The 20,301-nt window shown below is 48.6% G+C and carries 16 protein-coding genes; 7 read left to right on the forward strand and 9 right to left on the reverse strand.

What is annotated here, in order from left to right:
- Positions 1 to 21: 21 nt before the first annotated feature.
- The 4 genes from DDT52_RS17765 to DDT52_RS17780 all read left to right on the forward strand — a co-directional run bounded on the left by DDT52_RS17765 (position 22) and on the right by DDT52_RS17780 (position 5,347).
- Positions 22 to 1,632, forward strand: coding sequence for a class I adenylate-forming enzyme family protein (locus DDT52_RS17765; RefSeq protein ID WP_136157536.1), 1,611 nt, complete (start codon positions 22 to 24; stop codon positions 1,630 to 1,632).
- 68 nt (positions 1,633 to 1,700) lie between these two features.
- The gene (locus tag DDT52_RS17770) at positions 1,701 to 3,275 is read left to right on the forward strand and encodes an acyl CoA:acetate/3-ketoacid CoA transferase (RefSeq protein WP_210732741.1); all 1,575 of its coding nucleotides are present in this window, start codon (positions 1,701 to 1,703) and stop codon (positions 3,273 to 3,275) included.
- A 19-nt stretch (positions 3,276 to 3,294) separates the two neighbouring features.
- Positions 3,295 to 4,143, forward strand: coding sequence for a 3-hydroxyacyl-CoA dehydrogenase family protein (locus DDT52_RS17775; protein WP_136157538.1), 849 nt, complete (start codon positions 3,295 to 3,297; stop codon positions 4,141 to 4,143).
- Positions 4,144 to 4,159: 16 nt separating this feature from the next.
- Positions 4,160 to 5,347, forward strand: coding sequence for a thiolase family protein (locus tag DDT52_RS17780; protein ID WP_136157539.1), 1,188 nt, complete (start codon positions 4,160 to 4,162; stop codon positions 5,345 to 5,347).
- A gap of 95 nt (positions 5,348 to 5,442) precedes the next feature.
- Here the strand turns inward: DDT52_RS17780 and DDT52_RS17785 are convergent, their stop codons facing one another.
- The 5 genes from DDT52_RS17785 to bioH all read right to left on the reverse strand — a co-directional run bounded on the left by DDT52_RS17785 (position 5,443) and on the right by bioH (position 11,009).
- Positions 5,443 to 6,759: an anaerobic C4-dicarboxylate transporter family protein gene (locus DDT52_RS17785; protein WP_136157540.1), complete on the reverse strand. Its 1,317-nt coding sequence runs from the start codon at positions 6,757 to 6,759 to the stop codon at positions 5,443 to 5,445.
- A 76-nt stretch (positions 6,760 to 6,835) separates the two neighbouring features.
- Positions 6,836 to 7,717: a fructoselysine 6-kinase gene (locus DDT52_RS17790; protein WP_136157541.1), complete on the reverse strand. Its 882-nt coding sequence runs from the start codon at positions 7,715 to 7,717 to the stop codon at positions 6,836 to 6,838.
- Between the two features lie 235 nt (positions 7,718 to 7,952).
- A complete protein-coding gene (locus DDT52_RS17795) occupies positions 7,953 to 8,930 on the reverse strand; it encodes an SIS domain-containing protein (protein WP_247595584.1) in 978 nt (325 codons plus the stop codon).
- A 426-nt stretch (positions 8,931 to 9,356) separates the two neighbouring features.
- Entirely contained in the window at positions 9,357 to 10,076 is a 720-nt protein-coding gene (locus DDT52_RS17800) for a GntR family transcriptional regulator (RefSeq protein WP_136157543.1), read from the reverse strand.
- A gap of 153 nt (positions 10,077 to 10,229) precedes the next feature.
- On the reverse strand, positions 10,230 to 11,009 hold the full coding sequence (bioH, locus tag DDT52_RS17805; RefSeq protein WP_136157544.1) for a pimeloyl-ACP methyl ester esterase BioH: 780 nt from the start codon (positions 11,007 to 11,009) through the stop codon (positions 10,230 to 10,232).
- Between the two features lie 112 nt (positions 11,010 to 11,121).
- On the opposite strand from bioH, the gene gntX reads away from it, so the two are divergent.
- Together gntX and nfuA are read left to right on the forward strand one after the other, a co-directional pair.
- The gene (gntX, locus tag DDT52_RS17810) at positions 11,122 to 11,823 is read left to right on the forward strand and encodes a DNA utilization protein GntX (protein WP_136157545.1); all 702 of its coding nucleotides are present in this window, start codon (positions 11,122 to 11,124) and stop codon (positions 11,821 to 11,823) included.
- Positions 11,824 to 11,883: 60 nt separating this feature from the next.
- Entirely contained in the window at positions 11,884 to 12,459 is a 576-nt protein-coding gene (nfuA, locus tag DDT52_RS17815; RefSeq protein ID WP_109054765.1) for a Fe-S biogenesis protein NfuA, read from the forward strand.
- A gap of 150 nt (positions 12,460 to 12,609) precedes the next feature.
- Here the strand turns inward: nfuA and malQ are convergent, their stop codons facing one another.
- The 4 genes from malQ to glpG are packed head-to-tail and all read right to left on the reverse strand — an operon-like array spanning position 12,610 to position 18,800.
- Complete coding sequence (malQ, locus tag DDT52_RS17820) at positions 12,610 to 14,673, reverse strand: 4-alpha-glucanotransferase (RefSeq protein ID WP_210732738.1); 2,064 nt, start codon at positions 14,671 to 14,673, stop codon at positions 12,610 to 12,612.
- A 23-nt stretch (positions 14,674 to 14,696) separates the two neighbouring features.
- The gene (gene malP, locus DDT52_RS17825) at positions 14,697 to 17,138 is read right to left on the reverse strand and encodes a maltodextrin phosphorylase (RefSeq protein ID WP_136157546.1); all 2,442 of its coding nucleotides are present in this window, start codon (positions 17,136 to 17,138) and stop codon (positions 14,697 to 14,699) included.
- A 45-nt stretch (positions 17,139 to 17,183) separates the two neighbouring features.
- Entirely contained in the window at positions 17,184 to 17,942 is a 759-nt protein-coding gene (locus tag DDT52_RS17830) for a DeoR/GlpR family transcriptional regulator (RefSeq protein WP_109054873.1), read from the reverse strand.
- Between the two features lie 24 nt (positions 17,943 to 17,966).
- Positions 17,967 to 18,800 (reverse strand): rhomboid family intramembrane serine protease GlpG, encoded by an 834-nt coding sequence (glpG, locus tag DDT52_RS17835; protein ID WP_136157547.1) that lies wholly within the window; start codon positions 18,798 to 18,800, stop codon positions 17,967 to 17,969.
- Positions 18,801 to 19,073: 273 nt separating this feature from the next.
- On the opposite strand from glpG, the gene rbsK reads away from it, so the two are divergent.
- The gene (gene rbsK / locus DDT52_RS17840; RefSeq protein WP_136157548.1) at positions 19,074 to 20,285 is read left to right on the forward strand and encodes a ribokinase; all 1,212 of its coding nucleotides are present in this window, start codon (positions 19,074 to 19,076) and stop codon (positions 20,283 to 20,285) included.
- Positions 20,286 to 20,301 lie beyond the last annotated feature (16 nt).

Consider the following 20,301-nt stretch of genomic DNA (forward strand, 5'->3'; position numbering starts at 1 on the left):
TATAATAACGGGGAGATACCTATGATTAATGGTAAAGATTTGTGGAATAATACTATTCTGCGAGACATGGGAATTAGGAAAATCCATAACCGTAATCTTTTTACTTACTTGAATATGCCAAAGAATTTCTACGAAACCCTTGTTAATACTGTATCTCGCACACCTGACAAGATTGCATTTTACGATAACTGGGGGCGTACCTATTCTTATGTCAATTTCTTAGCGTCAGTTGACAAATTTTCTCTATATTTGCAAAAAGATAAAAAAATCCATCAGGGTTCCCATGTTGGTATTTTACTATATAATAGCATTGAGTTTTGTATTGCTTTTTATGCCATAGCAAAATTAGGTGCCATCGCTGTTCCCCTTCCCACTAAATACCGAGAAACAGAGCTTACGGCATTAGTTGATAAATCAAATCTTGATATACTTATCATAAATGAAGATTTTAATCATTATTTCCAACAATTAATCAATAAAGATAAACGCGTAATATCTGAAGGTGAAAAAGACGGTGTTGGTTTTAGACATTACATAAAAGACATTGTATTGAACAATAGCGACTCAGATTCTGCTGGAGATTCAAACGATGAAATCATTATTATGTTTACCTCAGGAACAACATCGCAATCCAAGGGCGTTGTTCTTAGAAATTACAATGTTATTCATGCAATAATTACCTATCAGCGTATTTTGGACATTACGCCAGAAGATAAAACCATTATCCCTATTCCAATTTATCACATCACAGGGTTAGTCGCGCTTCTCGGCTTATTTGTTTATGTTGGAGGCGAGATCCATTTATACCGATACTATGATGCAAAAAGAATTTTAGAATGTATTGATAGAAACGAAATCACTTTCATGCATGGTTCGCCCACTGTATTTTCAAAGCTACTTGATTTTAAAGATGAAAATTATAACCTTAAAAGCCTGAGAACCCTTGGCTGTGGTAGCAGCTATACACCATCGGCACAACAACAAGCGTTTCATCAATGGCTCCCTCATACTAAATTTATTGTTATTTATGGCATGACTGAAACATCATCGCCAGCTTTTATTTTTCCTAATGACACACCCACCAGTATTTATGCTACAGCATCAGGGAAACCGATTCCAGGTATTGAAGTTAAAATCCTGGATGAAGCAGGTCTTGAATTACCACATAACCAAATAGGCGAAATCTGGCTAAGAGGCAGCGTGGTATGTGAAGAATACTATCAGTTAGATTCATCTCTAATTGATAATGAGTTCTGGTTGAATACCGGTGACATGGGGTATTCCAATGAAGATAATTATATCTATGTTGTTGATAGAAAAAAGAACATGATCAATCGCGGTGGCGAAAAAATCTGGACTAATGATGTAGAACAGGAACTACTGCTGCTTGAAGGAATAAAAGACTGTGCCGTGGTAGGTATTCCTGATGAAGTTTATGGCGAGGTTGCCGCCGCAATAATAGTACTTAAAACATCATATAAGATTAGTGTAGAAGAAATAAAGTCCCGTCTTAAAAAATCCCTGGCAACTTTCAAAATTCCAGAAAAAATCATTTTCAGCGATGAAATACCTAAAACATTAGGGTTAAAAGTTGATAAGAAAAAAATAAAAGAGATATTTTCAAAGAAATAATAATTTTTATAACTATCAATATCGTATTTGACTGAAAATATTATCACGAAGAAGGATAGATAAACATGTTGAAAGCAAATTTTATCACCGCACAGGATGCTGCGGAAATGATTCAAGATGGTGACACATTATGTACAATCGCGATGACATTAGTTGGCGCCAGTGAATCTATTCTTAAACAGATTGAGTCTCGTTTTAAAACAACAGGACATCCTCAAAATATTACTTTGCTACATTCATGTGGGCAGAGCGACCGCTCTCGTGGCATACAGCACCTGGCTTATGAAGGACTGGTAAAGCGGATTATAGGTTCACACTGGGGATTGCAACCCAAGTGGATGGATATGATCGCGAATTCACAGGTTGAGGCATATTGCCTTCCACAAGGGCAAATTGCCCAGCTTTATCGTAGCATGGCCTGCGGTCTGCCGGGGAAAATGTCCAAAGTCGGTTTAGGAACATTCATTGACCCACGCGATGAAGGCGGGAAAATGAATGAAAGGACCAGGCCATTAGAAAATATTATCGATATCATCACTTATGATGATGAAGAATATCTTTTTTATAAAGCAATCCCGCTCGATGTGGTCATTATCCGGGGAACGACCTGTGACGAAATGGGAAATTTGACTACAACTGAAGAAGCTATGAAATTGGAGATACTGCCGGCAGTCCTGGCAGCAAAGCGTTATGGCGGTAAAGTTATTGCCCAGGTAAAACAAGTGGCAGAAAACGGGACATTAAATCCCAAGGATGTAACCGTACCCGGTGTTTTTATTGATGCAATTGTCGTATGTGATACTCCTCAGGAAGACCACCGCCAAACTTCTTCCTGGTTTTTTGACCCCTCCTATTCTGGCCAATTAAAAGTCCCTGCCAGCCATACAACCCTGGCTCCATTTAATGAAAGAAAATTTATTGCCCGCCGTGCTGCAATGGAATTAAAAAAGGGTAATGTATTGAATGTCGGGACAGGCATCCCTAACGATATGGTTGGTCGAATTTGTAATGAAGAAGGAATTAATGACGATATTATGATCACGGTCGAATCTGGTATCTATGGTGGTAATCCTGCCGGAGGGATCGACTTTGGTATCGGGCAAAATTTGGTTGCCATGATTACTCATCAGGAACAGATGGATTATTACAATGGCGCCGGCGTTGATATTACCTTTATGGGATTAGGGGAATTAGATAAAGAAGGAAATGTAAATTCAACGAAGATGGGAACCCGCTGTACTGGAGCCGGTGGCTTTATTGATATTACACAGAATGCAAAAAAAATCGTCTTCTGCGGCACCTTTACCGCTAATGGCGCAAAATACCAATTTGAGGATGATAAATTAATTATTCTCGAAGAAGGTAAAGTTAAAAAAATGCTGAATCATGTTGCACAAATATCTTTTAACGGAAAAATTGCCCGACAAAAAAATCAGGAAGTCATTATCGTCACTGAACGCTGTGTCTTCAAACTGGTTGAGCACGGCGTAGAACTGATTGAGATAGCACCAGGCATTGATTTGAACACGCATATTTTATCTCAAATGGACTTTAAACCCATTATTAGCCCAACGTTGCAAACAATGAATAAGGATTTATTCAATAGAGAAAATATCTTTGGTTTAAAAAACCTTATTTCATAAATGATAGAGGAATATTTATATGACCAGGAAAATAGCGGTAATTGGCGCAGGACTAATGGGTAGCGGCATCGCCCAAACATGCGCCCAAGCCGGATTCAGCGTTGTCAATATTGATATATATTCAGGGACGTTAGTTAAAGCAAAAACATCAATAGAAAAAGTTCTCGATAGAAAAATAGCTAAAGGTAAAATTACAGAAAAAGAGAAGAATGATATTTTTTCCAGACTAATTTATAGCTATGATTTTAATGACGTAAAAGGCGCTGAAATTATTATAGAAGCAGTCCCTGAAAAAATAGAGTTAAAAAAGGAAATATTTTCAAAAATTGATAAAATAGCGGATCAAGATACTATTATTGTTTCCAATACATCAGGTCTCAGCATTTCTGAAATCGCCAGCACAACACAAAGGCCGGACAAAGTAATGGGTATCCACTTCTTTTATCCTGCACCTGTCATGACACTGGTTGAACTTATTCGCGGTATTGCCACTAGCGATGATACCTATGAAAAGCTCAAAGCATTCGCTGTTGCGATCGGAAAAGAATATGTTGATTGCCCTGAACTGCCAGGTTTTATAGTCAATCGTATTTTAGTTCCGCTAATGAATGAAGCTGCATTTTTAATTATGGAAGGTTGTAAACCGGAAGATGTCGATACCGCGATGAAACTGGGTGCAAATCATCCGATGGGGCCATTGGAACTCTGTGACTTTGTCGGAATTGATGTCATGTTGGCAACCATGACAGGTTTATATACCGGTTTCAAAGACAGTAAGTATCGCCCCTGCCCGATTCTGGAAAATATGGTGAAAGCGGGTCATCTGGGACGGAAGTCCGGCATCGGTTTTTACCATTACAACTCATGATCAGAGAGAAAAAGATATGTCTGAATTAAAAGAGGTCGTTATTGTGAGCGCAGCAAGAACTGCAATCGGTACGTTTGGCGGCAGTTTAAAAGATATACCAGCAATTGAACTGGGCGCTCTGGTTGTAAAAGAGGCGATTCAACGAGCGAATATTAAACCAGAAAATGTTGATGAAGTCATTATTGGACAAGTCGGCCAAATCGCCGAGAATGGTTTTGTCGCCAGAGCGATTAGCCTTTCCGCCGGCTTGCCCGATGAAACAACAGCCTATTCGGTTAATCGTCAATGTGGTTCAGGACTACAGGCATTAGTGGATGCTGTTATGGAAATTCAAACCGAGCAATCCGATATTGTCGTCGCGGGTGGTGCGGAAAACTTATCTCAATTACCTTACTATATTAAAGATGCCCGGTGGGGGACAAAGATAGGGCATAAGGTATTCGAAGATGGTGTCATTGATATTTTAACCTGGCCCTTAGGCCCCTATCACAATGGTACAACCGCAGAGAATGTCGCGGAAAAATATAATGTAACGAGAGAACAACAGGACCGCTATGCACTGGAAAGTCAACGACGTGCAGTAAAAGCTATTAATGATAAAAAATTTGTTGATGAAATAGTGCCTGTTGAATTAAAAGATAGAAAAGGCAATACCACTTTATTTGTTACGGATGAAGGTCCAAGACCTGACACATCTTATGAAAGATTACAAAAACTATCTCCTGCATTTAAGAAAGGGGGAACGGTAACGGCGGGAAATTCTTCAACATTAAATGATGCCGCCGCCGCACTCGTTCTTATGTCCAGAGAGAAAGCAAAGGAATTAGGCTGTAAGCCCTTATTGACAATAAAAGGCTACGTTATCGCCGGTAATCGTGGTGAAGTAATGGGATATGCACCCAAATTATCCAGTGAAAAGCTGGCCAGAAAGTTAAATCTAGATTTGAAATCCATCGATATGTTTGAAATTAACGAAGCATTCGCCTCACAAGCCTTTGCCGTCCAACGAGATTTAGGGTTGGATCCCAGCAAAGTAAATATCTACGGTGGGGGGATCTCTATCGGACATCCCATTGGCGCCACTGGCGCAGTCCTGGCCGTTAAAGTCGCCTATGAGCTACAACGCTCAGACAAAAAAGATGCCATGATTAGCATGTGTATTGGTGGTGGGCAGGGTATTTCAATGTACTTCACTAAACCTTGAATAACTTAGAGGGTGTCACTTTAATGAAAATTAAAGTGACACAGATAGTTCGCAGGATATTTAACCCGCCATTCAGCACATTGACGGATGGCGGACTACAACACCATCTTCGCAATCATCAACCCCACGACCACCGATACCACGACGCTTATCACACCAGGACGCATAAAACTATGATTCAACACATATTTCCCGATATGCGTCGTACCCGTGGTATCAAATGCCAGCGCCGCTAAACACTGACCCGCGACAGGAATAAAGAAATAGCCGTTCACCGCAGGCCAGGCACCAATCAGCGCATAAGCAGGCAGACCAAGCGCTATCCCCAGCGGTAATAAGATCATGGTTGTTGCCGCCTGACTACTGACCATAGCAGAGACAAAAAACATCATTACCGCGATCAGCCAGGTATGTTCCTGTAAGACGGATTGCACACCGGCCTTAATGAAGGGCAAGTGTCCGCTGACAAAAGTATCGCTCATCCACGCCAGACCAAAAGCACAAACAATCGCCAACGCGCCGGCCTTGAACACCGTTCCACTCAGAATTTGTTCAATTGACGGACGGCAAAATAAAACAATCAAACAGGCGAATGACAACATGGTTATCTGGATCGTATAAGACATGGATAACAGCTGTGGGCCTTTTGCTGTTTCAACCAGCGGCCGCAAGGATGGGAAAACGCCGAGCAGCACAATCACCATCGCGCCCAGCAAAAACAGCAAGACAGACAGTTTCACCCGCCAGGTTGCTGGCGCACGCGCTTTTCTTTGCTCCGCGCCCTGAATCAGTCCTTCCCTTACCCGACGCTGATATTCCGGATCGTCCGCCAGTTCTTTTCCCATGGATAAGGTCGACAGGGCACCCGCAGCTACCCCGATCAAGGTTGAAGGGACACACACCAGCATGATGGAGGAAATACTGATATCTAACGGCATCATGAAACCAATCATCGCAGCCATTGCCGCAGAAATCGGGCAAGCCGTAATCGCCTGCTGTGATGCAATAACCGAAATAGATAATGGACGCTCCGGCCGAATCCCTGAGTCACGGGCAACTTCCGAAATCACAGGCAACAGGCTGTAGACAACATGACCGGTTCCGGACATGAACGTAAAAAGATAAGAGACAAACGGCGCGAGTATCGTAATGTATTTTGGATGTCGCCTGAGTAGCCGTTCAGCAATAGAAACAAGAAAATCCAACCCGCCAGCCGCCTGTAGTGATGATGCCGCCAGCACGACAGAAAGAATAATCAGCATAACATCGACAGGCGGCGAAGATGGCGATAAATGGAATAAGAAGACCAGAACGCCTACACCAAGGCCACCAATCATTCCCAGAAAGACACCACCGATTCTGGCGCCGTACATTAGAGCTAATATAATGAAGCACAATTCTGTCCAAAACATATATCACCCCAACTTTTATTTTAATAATGTCAAAGTTAATCCCCGGTACAGTCACAGCCAGCAAATAGCTATCGGCTTATTGACTGCTATTGAAAGGCTTACCGTATCCGAACGCACCATAGTGTCGTAATGTTTGCCCCGCCAATTGATTTCCTTTTTCTATCGCCATTAATACATATTCTCTTTTATGTTTATCAGATAGATTGCTTAATGATTCGATCTGATTATTATCAGAGAATAAAAAAGAAACTAAAAACCCTGTAAGAAACGAATCACCGGCGCCAAGCGTATCGATTGGCTTTATATACTCAGGGTTATAAAAAACAACCTCACCGCCATCATAATAATAGACACCCTCATGACCGCGGGTTGCAATAACCGTGCTACAACCATACTCAAACAACATTTTTAATTTATTTTTTGTTGCTTCTTCTGATAAATGACCACAGGAAACAAAACCATAATCAATAAAGGGACAGACTTGCCTGAAGTAATCATCCGTACCCCGCATAGAGAAATCGAATGATAAGGGGACATTTTGTTTTTTAATTACTGCCAGTTGGCTTTCCAGATAGCTATTCAAGCTAACATGCACCAAATCAAAACCCGTAATATAATCCAGATCGGTAGATTCCAATACCAACGGATGCTCGCGCAGTACGCCGCCTTTGTTGCTTTGGATAAATGTCCTTTCACCCTCGATCAGATCAATGCAGGCATAGCCGTTTTCACCAGAATAGCGGCGGCACCGCTGCGTATCGACACCAAGATGGTGTAGCGTATCCTGTACATGTCTGGCGGGTTCGTCATCACCAAATACGCCCATAAATGCACTGTCTAATCCCAGTTGCTTTGCATAAATGGAAAAATTCAATGCATTACCGCCGGGATACATCAGCCCAGTATGTAAATATTTATCAACGACATTATCGCCAATGCCAATGACCCTGTGTTTCATTTATTTCCCCGCCATATTTTTATGGTAAATAACGAGATTCTATTTTATCCAGACGATAGTTACTCACCTGTTCAAGAAGAAACAGCGTCCCTGCTGACGTATACTCATCATACTTCAAGTTGCATATGCATTGGCTGCGCCATTACGCGGTCCAGGGGGCTGCTGCTTGCCGCCTTCCTGAAACTTGAATTATTTAGAGTATAGATTTGCTATAAAAAATAACGTCCAGGATTTATTAGTAATTCACTTTCCACATATAACGTCGTGTTGTCAGAGGATGTTGACGGAGAGTCGCCAGCGCACGATTATAAACCGGATAAACATTATTAAATAAAGAATGGTTAAAATAATCTACAACTGAAGCATCAAGGGTGGAAATACCTAACTCTTTCGCATCAATAACTTCAACACGTTTGCCGTATTGTTTAAGGAATGTCAGTGCGCGTTCATCAAGTGTTCTGGTTTTCCCTTCAGAAAGTTGAATAAAGAACGGCGTATTGGCATCAGTAATTTCAAATGGCCCATGAAAGAACTCTCCGCTATGAATACAGGCAGAATGAATCCATTGCATCTCCATAAAAATACAAATGCTTTGCAGATAAGCTGAGCCATAACTTGCGCCACTGCCCATGGTATAAATCACCGGATCATTTTTATATTCTTCGGCAAAAGCCAGCGCGCGTTTTTCGACATGAATGCAGGCTTGCTTAACAAGTTTGTCAATCTTGCCGGCAGCATCCAGGAATTTATCATAGTTGGCATAACCTTCCGTTTGGTTAAGAATTTCAACCCCGGTTAACAACGCCTTTATGGTTTTTTCTTCAGCAATATCTTTGTTGTCACCAAAGCTGTAGGTGACAACATGATCGCAAAACTCAACCAGCGGTGAATCCGTTAACCAGGTCAAGCCAATAACAGGAACGCCCCGGCTCTGTGCCAACGCGGCAGCTTTAATCGTTTCCGGCGTATTTCCTTTATGTGATGCGACCACCAGTACCGCATTCTCGCCAAGCGCGGCGGGTGGGTTATTGACGAATTCACTGCTGTTGTACAGTCCGACAGAAATACCCTTGCTTTCAGTTTCCAAAAAGCTTTTCACCGGATAAAACGCTGCATAGGAGCCGCCACAAGCCGCATAGTAAACATGCTTAATACCTCCAATGTCTGCCCTGTCCGCAATAATGTTGGTAACGATCTCTTTTATGCTCATGATTCCTCTCGATAGCGTTTGTGCTTGGATACTCAGTTCATACCCGAAAATAAAATGTATTAAAATGAACTATGAATTATATATAACATTACAATACATATCATTCAATGCGTCATTTATGACATGCAAAAAAACTATGGAGCAGATCACTTTTCTCTCGTTAACGACATGGTGTTAATTCGCAGTCTGACGATAGCGCGCGCAAAAACGCCGGAGGCGGTACAGACTGCTGACAACGTGGTAATTCATAACACCAAACCCAAATCCGTCATTCCTGAGCAGGCAAGAATTATCATGATATCAATGCGTTACATTAAGGAAGATCCTCGCATTCGCGAGGATGACGGTAGTGTTCGGAGGTTTGTCATCAACCTCCTGGAGGCGGTAAGTATTAGCGAAGAGGAACAGTGGGTGAGACAGCGTCATGGGTTAGACAAAGAAACGAATTTTATCTCCCACAATAAGCTGCGTGGACAAACAGGAAGTCTTGCCGTGGTTATCAATAATCCGGCTGGTAATGGAAATTAGCGGATAACCCGTAGGAACAGACAGGTAATGTGCAACATCATAGCTCGCATATATCAGCTCAATAACCTTGGCGGAACGGGTAAAATAGATGTCATAGTTGTCCTTCAGGATCTGATACAGCGACTGCTGATTAAGATCCTCTGTCAATAAGAAGGAAAATGCCTCGGGGAAACGCGCTATTTCCAGTGATACCGGAACATCATCAGCGTAGCGAATACGCTCCAGCACAATAATACGTTCGCCTTCGGACAGTTCCAGCGCCTCCTGTACGTCCTTCGCTGGCGTTTCAATAACGGATTTAATCGTTCTGGCACCCGGTTTACGTCCCTGCGAACGGCAAAGCTCGGAAAAGCTGACAATCCCGGACATGTCGCGTTGAAATTTCTCCGCAGATACAAAGGTCCCCTTGCCGGAAATACGCGTGAGTAGATTATCTCGCGTTAAGGACTCCAACGCTTTGCGGACGGTAATACGGCTCACCTGATAATTCTGGCTCAGTTCCAGCTCAGTGGGGATTTTCTGCCCCGCTTTAAACTCACCATTCAAAATTGCCGATTTAATCATTTGTTCTAACTGCTTATACAGGGGCAATGCACTGTCGGTATCCAGTTTCGCCACGATATTGACTATCCTTCTTTAACCAGGCAACTTGCTATTCCACCGCTCGCTTTGCGGCGACGTGTCCATGATATGTCTGCATGTTTAGTATAACATTATATAACAAGAGCATCCGGTAACCCACCGACCAGCTCATTTTCTTCCCAGACGAAACCGTCAGACTGCCATCGTCCGTTTTGAAAACGCCGCGACCGCTGCGACAAACGCCTCGGGGTGTGAAATAAACGGCGCATGCGCCGCTTTGGGGATCACTAACGATGAGGTATTCGGCCACCGTTCATCCAGCAAACCAGCCGCTTTGCGCGGCACCAGCCCATCCAGAGCGCCATACAGCCGCAGAAACGGCAGCGTCAGCGAGGCCAGAGGTTGACGCAAGTCGACCTGACGCAGAATATCCAACCCGCCATTCAGCACCTCGACGGACGGCATCGGTTGTTCCAGCACCACGCTTTTTAGTAATCGGGCATCCTGTCGGGCGCTGTCCGTACCCAACGTTTGCAAAGCCAGAAAACGTTCGACCGTACGTTGAAAATCATCGCTGAGCTGCTGCTGAAACCCATGCAGCACCTCCGACTTGATCCCCGGCCAGTCGCCCTGTGCGCTAAAACAAGGGGAAGACGCCACCGTCACCAGACCCGCTACCCGCTGCGGCGCGCTTAACGCCGCCTGACTGGCGACCAGCCCGCCGAGTGACCATCCAAGCCAGATGGCTCGTTTCGGCGCCTGCGCCAGCACAATGTCCGCCATCGCCTCCAGCGACAAAGGCCCAAATCCCTGACTTCTTCCATAGCCGGGCAGGTCTACCAGATGCAGACGAAAATGCGGCGCCAGTTGCGCTGAAATGCAATGCCACACCCGGGCATTCAGCCCCCAGCCGTGCAGCAACACAAGTTCCGTTTTTCCTCTACCTTCAGTCTGCCAATACAGCGATGTCATCAGTTATCTTCCTGCTTTCGGGAACCTATACCCAATAGATTTCGAAGGCGGCCAACGCACCTGCACCTCGAAAAATAACGGGTACACATCTTATCATTTCAGGGAACGCGTTATGTTAACCATCGCCGCCCACTGTTGGCTATGCCAATTACCGCTTTATCATAGCCAACATGGCATCTGTTCATTTTGCCAGCGTCACTTACCTCCTCCGCCTCTGTGCTGCCCTCGCTGCGGTTTACCGACGGGCGATCCGACGCGGCAATGTGGCCGCTGTCTGCAACATCCACCGCCATGGCAATCGATAACCTTTGTCAGTGACTATATTCCGCCATTCAATGCGCTACTGAAGCTGTTTAAATTTCACGGGAAAACGGAGCTGGCCGCCGTACTTGCCCGACAGATTTTATTAGTCTGGCTGAGTGCCTATCGGGAACATGCGTTGCGGGAGACCGGACCTCAATGCCGACCCGACATTCTGCTTACCGTTCCGTTGCACAAACAACGCCAGTGGTTACGCGGCTTCAACCAGACTGAGCTGTTAGCGCGTCCGCTGGCGCGTTGGCTTGGCTGTGAATATGCACCGCAGGCGATTCGTCGTCTGCGTCAAACTCGCATTCAACAAACACTCAGCGCCGGCGCCCGGCGTAAGAATCTACGGGGCGCGTTTGTCTGTCCGGTATCACTGGCCGGCAAACAGGTTGCGTTACTGGACGATGTCGTCACCACGGGCAGCACCGCCGCGGAAATCAGCCGTTTGCTGCTGGCTCGTGGCGCAAGTCGCGTTCAGGTATGGTGTTTGTGCCGAACCTTGTAGTTCGGGGGAGGATGGGCGTATTATAACCGACAAGCGTAGTCAACCATTGAGTTTAACATTATGATCCGTATTACTGATGCTGCTCAGGAACACTTTCTGAAACTGCTGGCAAAACAGGAAGAAGGCACGCAAATTCGTGTTTTCGTCATTAATCCCGGCACACCGAATGCGGAATGCGGCGTGTCCTATTGCCCGCCGGATGCGGTAGAAGCCAGCGATACCGAACTGAAATTTGAAAAAATTTCCGCGTATGTAGACGAACTCAGCGCGCCCTATCTGGAAGACGCTGAAATCGACTTTGTTACCGATCAGCTGGGTTCTCAGCTGACGCTGAAAGCACCGAACGCCAAGATGCGTAAAGTGGACGACGATGCTCCGCTGATAGAACGCGTGGAGTATTTACTGCAATCGCAGATTAACCCGCAGTTGGCCGGCCACGGCGGCAAAGTGACGCTGATGGAAATCACCGACGACGGTCTGGCGATCCTGCAATTCGGCGGCGGCTGTAACGGCTGTTCAATGGTCGACTACACGCTGAAAGAAGGGATCGAGAAAGAGTTGCTGCAAAAATTCCCTGAGCTGAGGGGCGTGCGCGACCTCACCGAGCACCAGCGCGGCGAGCACTCCTACTACTGATTTTCGGCCGGTATTCATGGTCCGGGAGATTCGCGCCCGGACCTCGCGTTTCGCTTCTTCGGTTATTCCTACTGCTGTTCGACCAGTAATCGCCTGCACAATCCTGTTAGCGAATAAAACCGCATGCGGGCCCTTTTACGCTCCTGTAACTTACTTAACAGGCGCTCCGCGCCGTAAATCGATATCGCGTATCAGCCGTTCCAGATAGCGATCGGTAAAGATGGATTCCAGCGTGCGGGTCAGCTTACGCCGCCAGTTGGGATACTCCTGACTGGTGCCGGGCACATTCACCGGCGTCGCCATATCCAGCCAGTCTTCCAGTTGAAACCCCACCAGTGCGCTGGCGCTGTCGGCAATGTAACGCTGAACCCCTCGGTTAAGCGGTGCGCCCATGGTTGTCAGCGCCGAATTTCGCCCTACCCGCTGCGGCAGCAGGCCGTGCTGATGCAACGCATTTAACAACCCCTGCTTGGCGTTTTCACGCAGTTGGATTTGCTGTTGCAACAACGCCGGATTCGGGTACAGCCCCAGATCCTTGCCCAGCGATAAATCCACCGCCTGCCAGTAACCGCGCAACGTGGGAAGATCGTGCGTGGTGATGGTCGCCATTGACTGGCGAAGGTAGTCGGCAGGAGGACGGAAGACGTTTTTGTCATCCTTCTCAAAAAACAGCACCTTGTAGGAGTACACTCCGCAGTCCTGCAACTTGCTGACAATTTCCTTCGGCACCGTCCCCAAATCCTCGCCGATCACCAGGCAACGATGCCGCTGGCTCTCCAGCGCCAGCACCGCCAACAGGTCATCGACCGGGTAATGGACATAGGCCCCGTTTACGGCAGATTCCGCTTTGGGTATCCACCACAGCCGCAGCAACGCCATGACATGATCGATACGCAACGCGCCGCAATTCGCCATATTGCTGCGTAACACATCAATAAAAGGCTGATAGCCACGGACCTGCATCATATTGGGATTCATCGGCGCCAGCTGCCAGTTTTGCCCCTGCGGTCCCAGCGGATCGGGCGGCGCGCCGATGGAGGCTTCCAGACAGTAAAGCTGACGCTCGTCCCAGGTTTCCGCGCCGCCCTGCGCCACGCCTACGGCCAAATCACGATACAGACCAATGGGCAGACCGAGCTGTTTACTGTGCGCGAAACATTCTGCCAGTTGCTCGTGAGCCAGCCATTGCAGCCAGCAATAAAACATAATCTCATCGGCCTGCTCACGACGAAATGACTTCACCGCTTCGCCATGCACATCATGATAACGGGCGGGCCACTGGAGCCAATCGCCATAGTTTTCGCCCTGATGTTTCAGATGAGCCTGTAATGCATCAAAGGTGGCCTGCAACTGCAAGCTTTGTCCGCCGTTAAACACGAACTGGCGGAACGCGATGGTTCGCGGATCCAGTGAACTCCGGTTATTAAAATAACGAAAGGCCAGCCGCAGCGCCGTGAGTTTCAACGACATCACCGGCTCATAGTTGACCCAGCGCTCCGCACGCAGCGCCGTTACCGCATGCTGGGTGTCGTCAAGCTGCCACCACTGCTGCGCTTCAGCGCTCTGCTGGAAATCGTCCACCCGGTTAACATCAATATAAATCACGTTCAGCCAGTGGCGGGAAGAGGGGCTATATGGGCTTGCGGCGTCGGGATTGGCCGGATACAGCGAGTGCAGCGGATTGAGGCCGACAAACACGCCTCCCCGGCGGGCAATCTGCTCAACTAACTGGCGCAAATCACCAAAATCACCAACGCCCCAGTTGTTTTGTGAACGCAGGGTGTAAAGCTGGACGGTAACGCCCCACCAGCGTTTACCCTGCATGATGGCATCCGGTTCATAGCAGCGCGGCGGAGCGACAATAATGCGGCACGACCAACGCCGATCCGCCTGAGTCAGGGTCAGATGGTGATATCCAAGCGGCAGAGATGCCGGGAGCGCCAGCGTCGTTCCCCCCGTCATCTGTCCCTGAACTTGTCCACCGTTCTCATACATCAGCGTCCAGCCAAATTCGCCGCTACCGGTCAGCTCAATGACGGCGTCTCGTCCCTGAAGAAAAACTTTTACCGGGGGCAAAGGCGCATCGTCATGTCCAGACACATCCATCATCGCCAGAAGCTTATCTTTGATCGATGCCTCGACAAGACGTTCATTGCCGTAAGCATCGGTATATGTTTCTGCAATACCCGTCTGCTGGATTGCCGGTTTATCCACCTTGAATACCCTCTTACTTTTCCTTAACGACACGCTTGCCAAATGCGCTTCTGGTAGTCGCGAATTGCCCGATCAGAGCTGAACATCCCCATTCTGGCGGTATTAAGCACGCAACGACGCGTCCATTCATCCGGCTCCCGGTATCGTGCATCCACATCCTGCTGTACCTGACAGTACGGGGCGAAATCAGCCATTAACATATAGGGATCGCCCGCTTTCAGCAGGCTATTCAATAACGGTGCAAACGCTTGCTTATCTCCCTGACTAAAGTCGCCACTGGCCAGTTCAGCCAATATCTCACGCAATAACGGCGTTTTTTCAATGTAGTCCGACGGATCGTACCCCTGAGCCTGCAAGGCTTTTACCTGCTCCACCGTATGACCGAAAATGAACATATTCTCTGCGCCAACCTGCTGAGCCATTTCAACGTTGGCGCCATCCAGCGTTCCCACCGTCAGTGCGCCATTCAGCGCCAGTTTCATGTTGCCAGTACCGGACGCTTCTTTACCTGCCGTCGAAATTTGCTCAGACACGTCAGTGGCAGGGATCATCCGTTCGGCCAGCGACACGCGGTAATCGGGAAGAAACACCACTTTAAGGCGATCGTGACAGCGGCGGTCCCGATTAATTTTCTCTGCCACCTGATTAATGGCATAGATAATATTCTTTGCCAGCACATAGCCCGGAGCGGCTTTGGCGCCAAACAGAAAGACGCGCGGAACTATATCCAGATGCGGGTTATCGCGCAATTGACGATACAACGAAAGAATATGCAGCAAGTTCAGGTGCTGACGTTTATATTCATGCAACCGCTTAATCTGCAAGTCAAATAGCGCGTTCGGATCGAGTATCACGCCATAATGCTGCTTGAGATGATCCGCCAGCCGCACTTTGTTGTCATATTTGATCTGCCGGTAACGTTCACGGAATCCGGCATCCTCGGCGTAGGGTTCCAGCCCTTGCAAGACAGGTAAATCGTTGACCCATTCCGTCTGCAACGTCTCATCAATCAGCGCCGACAGAGCAGGGTTACACTGCTTCAGCCAGCGCCGGGGGGTAATACCGTTGGTGACGTTATGGAATTTTGCCGGCCACAGGTGGTGATATTCCGGGAACAGGTCTTTTACCACCAGTTCAGAATGCAGCGCCGCCACGCCATTGACCGCAAAGCAGCTCACCACGCACAGGTTGGCCATGCGGATTTGCCGCTGATGGCGAATCGCAACTTTCGCCCAAATCCGCCTGTCGCCCGGCCACACGTCTTCAACCTGCGTTTTGAACCACGCATCAATTTGCCGGATAAGGGAAAGGTGGCGAGGCAGAAGTCGGCCGAACAGGCGCTCATCCCAACGCTCCAGCGCCTCCGGCATCAGCGTATGGTTGGTATAGGCAAATGTGCGTCCGGTTATCGACCAGGCTTCGTCCCAGCTCAGCTTGTGCTCATCCAGCAGCAGACGCATCAGCTCAGGGATCGCCAACGTCGGATGGGTGTCGTTAAGCTGAATAACTTCGTAATCGGGCAGTTCGTGCAGACTTCTTCCCGCATCCAGATGCCTGCGCAGGATATCGGCCACGGAACAGGCGCATTGAAAATATTGCTGCATCAGGCGCAGACGTTTACCTGCCGCATGGTTATCATTCGGATACAGCACTTTGGTCAGACTGGCGGCGGCGATACCGGCCTGCTCGGCTTTAAGGTAGCGACCTTCGTTGAACAACGTCAGGTCAAACGGGTGACAATGGGTCGCCTGCCAGAGACGCAACGGCTGCGCAATGCCGTTGCGATAGCCAATCACCGGCAAATCGCAGGCTTCCCCCCGAAAGATAAAATCAGGCAGCCATGATTTACTGCCGTCATCATGCTCTTGCAGCTTTCCGCCAAAGCCGACATCCACGGCCAGCCCGGCCCGTTGGAAAAACCATGGATAGCTATCGCGATGCCAGTCATCGGGCGTTTCCTGCTGGCGCCCCTGCGAGAAATGCTGACGGAACAGCCCGTACTGATAATTCAGACCATAGCCGGTGGCGGGCTGTCCGACAGTCGCCATGGAGTCCAGAAAGCAGGCAGCCAGTCGCCCCAGACCACCGTTGCCCAGACCGGGATCGCTTTCCTGCTCCAGCGCATCACTCAGGCTAATCCCCTGTTCGGCCAGTACCGCCGCGGCATCGTCGTACCAGCCCAGATTCAGCAGGTTATTGCCTGTCAGACGACCGGGGAGAAACTCCATCGACAGGTAATTAACATGGCGCAATGGTGGCGCATCGGATGATGCGGCGTGAGATGCGGGGAGAACGGGTTGGGCGGCCAGTTGCTCGGCCAGCGCCACGCTGACGGTACGCCAGCGCTGCTCCGGGGTCAGCAGCGTGAGGGAGGCGACCCCGTAATATTGCCGCTGGCGCAGTAAGGAGGCGGCGAATTGGGATGCGTTGAATGAAAAAGATTGCGCAGATGAAAACAATGACATGGTGCCTCTCCCCTTCTGATCCGTCACGGAAAAGGCACCTCTGGATCAGCACAACTCCAACTGCACCTTATGTTGTTCGATAATTTTTTGTACGCTGGGCGGTGGTAGTTGATCGGTAAAAAGATAGTCGATCAAATCCATGTTGCCCAGATTTACCATGGCATTCCTGCCAAACTTGGAATGGTCCGTCACCAGCATGACACACCGCGAGTTTTCAATAATAGCGCGCTTGGTACGCACTTCATGGTAGTCAAACTCCAGCAATGAGCCATCCATGTCAATGCCGCTGATGCCCAAGATACCGAAATCCAGACGAAACTGAGAAATAAAATCCAGCGTCGCTTCGCCCATAATACCGCCATCGCGGGTACGCACTTCCCCGCCCGCCAGAATCAGACGAAAATCCTCTTTGCCCGTCAGCAGCGTCGCCACATTCAGGTTATTAGTCACGACGCGTAAGCCCTTATGCTGCATCAGCGCATAGGCCACCGCTTCCGGCGTGGTGCCGATATCAATGAACAGCGTGGCGCCGTCCGGGATCTGGCTTGCGACCCGGCGGGCAATCCGCGCTTTTTCATCAGACCACATCATTTTACGGTCATGATAGGCGGTATTCACCGAACTTGAAGGTAACGCGGCCCCGCCGTGGTGGCGGTGAATCTTGTTCTGCTCGGCCAGATCGTTCAGGTCACGGCGAATCGTTTGCGGGCTGACCGCAAAATGATCGACCAATTCTTCCGTACTGACATAACCTTGACGACGTACCAATTCAATAATGGCGTCATGTCGTTGTGTTTGCTTCACGTTCATCCCCTAACATGTCCGGATTTACCGGGGGTTCGTTTTATTATAAGTATCCCAAAAGGCCATCAACAACCCGATTACCAACCCTGCGACATGAGCCGCGTTGGCTATCGACATACCTAAAATATCGAAATATCCGGCTATCAGCCACAGTAACGCAAACGCCATCAGGCTGCGTGGCATAGACAAATAGCCGCCGGGTTCTCTTTCTCCCCGCAGCCAGACATAGCCCATCAGGGCATACACCACGCCGGACAATCCGCCAAAGTAGATGCCGCTGAACCACGACTGCGCCCAACCGCTGACCAGCGAGGCCGCCAGGGTAATCATCAGTAACTTACGGGTGCCCAGCACTTTTTCGACCGGCCCCCCCAGATACCACCACCACATCAGATTGAACAAAATATGCAAGACGGAAAAATGCAACAAGACATGACTGAACCAACGCCACAGCTGCCACCCCTGCCCGGCGTCCGGGTAGGCGAGCAGCGTCATCACCCGTTCGTAGCCCGAAATCTGCATCAGCGCAAAAACCACAATCGACATAATCATGATCGATAGCGTCAGCGGTCCCGCCTGCTGTTTAAGGGTTTGCAGATAAGAAAAACGCCGGTATTGAATGCCGGAGCCGGTTGAGCCCGCCTGCCAGCTTGCCGCCTGATAGCGGGGATTAAGCGGGTCATGCAGGAAAACATCCAACGCCTGCTGCACCCGCGTCAGTTGAGTTTCATCTGCCAGCCACAGCTCGGCTTCTTGTCCCGTGGTACGCATTTCCAGACTGACGCTCTGCGTATGCATGTAATCCACAAAGGCCTGAGCCAGACGTGGGTTGGATAGCGCGATAACTCGAATTGCCATAGTTGATTTATCACAGTGTCGTGGACGGATTGCGCGTAAAAATATCACATATCCGCAAGATGAGTGCGCGAGAATATGTTTTCGCCACCGTGGGGCGTCATGCCGTTCATCCCAAACCCGGTTCAACATAACAACGCCAAATCATTTCACTCCCTTTTTAGTAACTAAATTACTTATTTTTGTTTACTTCCGTTTCGGCTTGTTTCCTATGACATTAGTCACTTTTTAATCAACGGGACTACTTTACTCTGCTGCCATAAACAGGGAGGAGTTATGTTTCTCGAAGAAAGGCGAAATCGGATCCTTGCCTACCTGGACAGACACGGGCGGGCAAGCGTGGAATTTCTGGCTAAGGAATTTGCCGTGTCCAGAGAAACCATCCGCGGTGATTTGAACGCGCTGGCGCGCATGAACCTGATTCAACGCTGCCACGGTGGCGCAATCGTTACACGTCGCAGCTTACAGTCCGAACTCATCACCACAAGCGGTGAGAACTTTGAGGTTCTGCTTAAGCGACTGGGAAAGCAACCCCGGCCGCCAGGCGTAACAAACAAAGGAAACAGGATGAACGGCAAAGTTTGTATTCTGGGATCGTTTAACGTCGATATTGTCGCCAAAGTGGCGCGTTTCCCGAAAGGTGGCGAATCGCTGATGGCGCAGGGCAGCACGCTGGGGCCGGGCGGGAAAGGCGCGAATCAGGCGATGGCAGCCAGCCGGGCAGGATCGCGCGTCCATTTTGTCTCCAAAGTAGGCAAGGATCAGTTCAGCCAGTTTGCCTATGACCACCTCGCGTCTTCGGAAATTCTTTCGTTTACGCTTTATCAGTCCGAAACGGAGCCGACAGGTAACGCCATCATCTATGTTTCGCAACAGAATGGCGAAAACATGATTGCCATTCATCCCGGCGCCAACCAGACAATTAATGAAGATGAAGTCGCCGCCATCACGCCGGAACTCGCCCACGCCGATGTCCTGCTGCTCCAGTTGGAAAACAATTTTTCCGCCACGTTGAACGCCATGAAACTGGCTAACACATTAGGTAAAAAAGTCATTCTCAACCCCGCGCCCTACTCCAGCGACATTCTGCCTTATCTGGAATATCTCGATGTCATCACGCCAAATGAAACTGAAGCTTCGCTGCTGTCCGGGATCGATGTCCACGATCTGGACAGCGCGAAAATGGCGGCGCAGAAAATTGCCGACCTAGGCGCCAGGTGCGTGATTATTACCATGGGAGCACGGGGAGCGTTGCTGCTTGAGGGCAAACAGTTCCAGCATATTCCGGCTTTTCCAGCTCTCAGTATTGATACTACCGGCGCGGGCGATGCGTTTAACGGCGCGTTAGCGGCCGCCATCGCCAACGGACAAAATCTGGTTCAGGCGGCGACCTACGCTTCCGCCTTCGCCTCTCTGGCCGTTGAACGTGAAGGCGCCGCAAATATGCCGGAGCACCGACAGGTCAAGGTCCGGATGTCACAACATTGACCGCTAACTCACAGAA

This window comes from Brenneria roseae subsp. roseae (genome assembly GCF_003115845.1).
GTDB classification, from domain to species: Bacteria; Pseudomonadota; Gammaproteobacteria; order Enterobacterales; family Enterobacteriaceae; genus Brenneria; species Brenneria roseae.

What these genes read in the sequence shown, in the direction of transcription:
- DDT52_RS17765 (WP_136157536.1), top strand. Translation starts at nt 22, where the DNA reads ATGATTAATGGTAAAGATTTGTGGAATAATACTATTCTGCGAGACATG.
- DDT52_RS17775 (WP_136157538.1), top strand. Translation starts at nt 3,295, where the DNA reads ATGACCAGGAAAATAGCGGTAATTGGCGCAGGACTAATGGGTAGCGGC.
- DDT52_RS17780 (WP_136157539.1), top strand. Translation starts at nt 4,160, where the DNA reads ATGTCTGAATTAAAAGAGGTCGTTATTGTGAGCGCAGCAAGAACTGCA.
- DDT52_RS17785 (WP_136157540.1), bottom strand. Translation starts at nt 6,759, where the DNA reads ATGTTTTGGACAGAATTGTGCTTCATTATATTAGCTCTAATGTACGGC.
- DDT52_RS17790 (WP_136157541.1), bottom strand. Translation starts at nt 7,717, where the DNA reads ATGAAACACAGGGTCATTGGCATTGGCGATAATGTCGTTGATAAATAT.
- bioH (WP_136157544.1), bottom strand. Translation starts at nt 11,009, where the DNA reads ATGACATCGCTGTATTGGCAGACTGAAGGTAGAGGAAAAACGGAACTT.
- gntX (WP_136157545.1), top strand. Translation starts at nt 11,122, where the DNA reads ATGTTAACCATCGCCGCCCACTGTTGGCTATGCCAATTACCGCTTTAT.
- nfuA (WP_109054765.1), top strand. Translation starts at nt 11,884, where the DNA reads ATGATCCGTATTACTGATGCTGCTCAGGAACACTTTCTGAAACTGCTG.
- malP (WP_136157546.1), bottom strand. Translation starts at nt 17,138, where the DNA reads ATGTCATTGTTTTCATCTGCGCAATCTTTTTCATTCAACGCATCCCAA.
- glpG (WP_136157547.1), bottom strand. Translation starts at nt 18,800, where the DNA reads ATGGCAATTCGAGTTATCGCGCTATCCAACCCACGTCTGGCTCAGGCC.
- rbsK (WP_136157548.1), top strand. Translation starts at nt 19,074, where the DNA reads ATGTTTCTCGAAGAAAGGCGAAATCGGATCCTTGCCTACCTGGACAGA.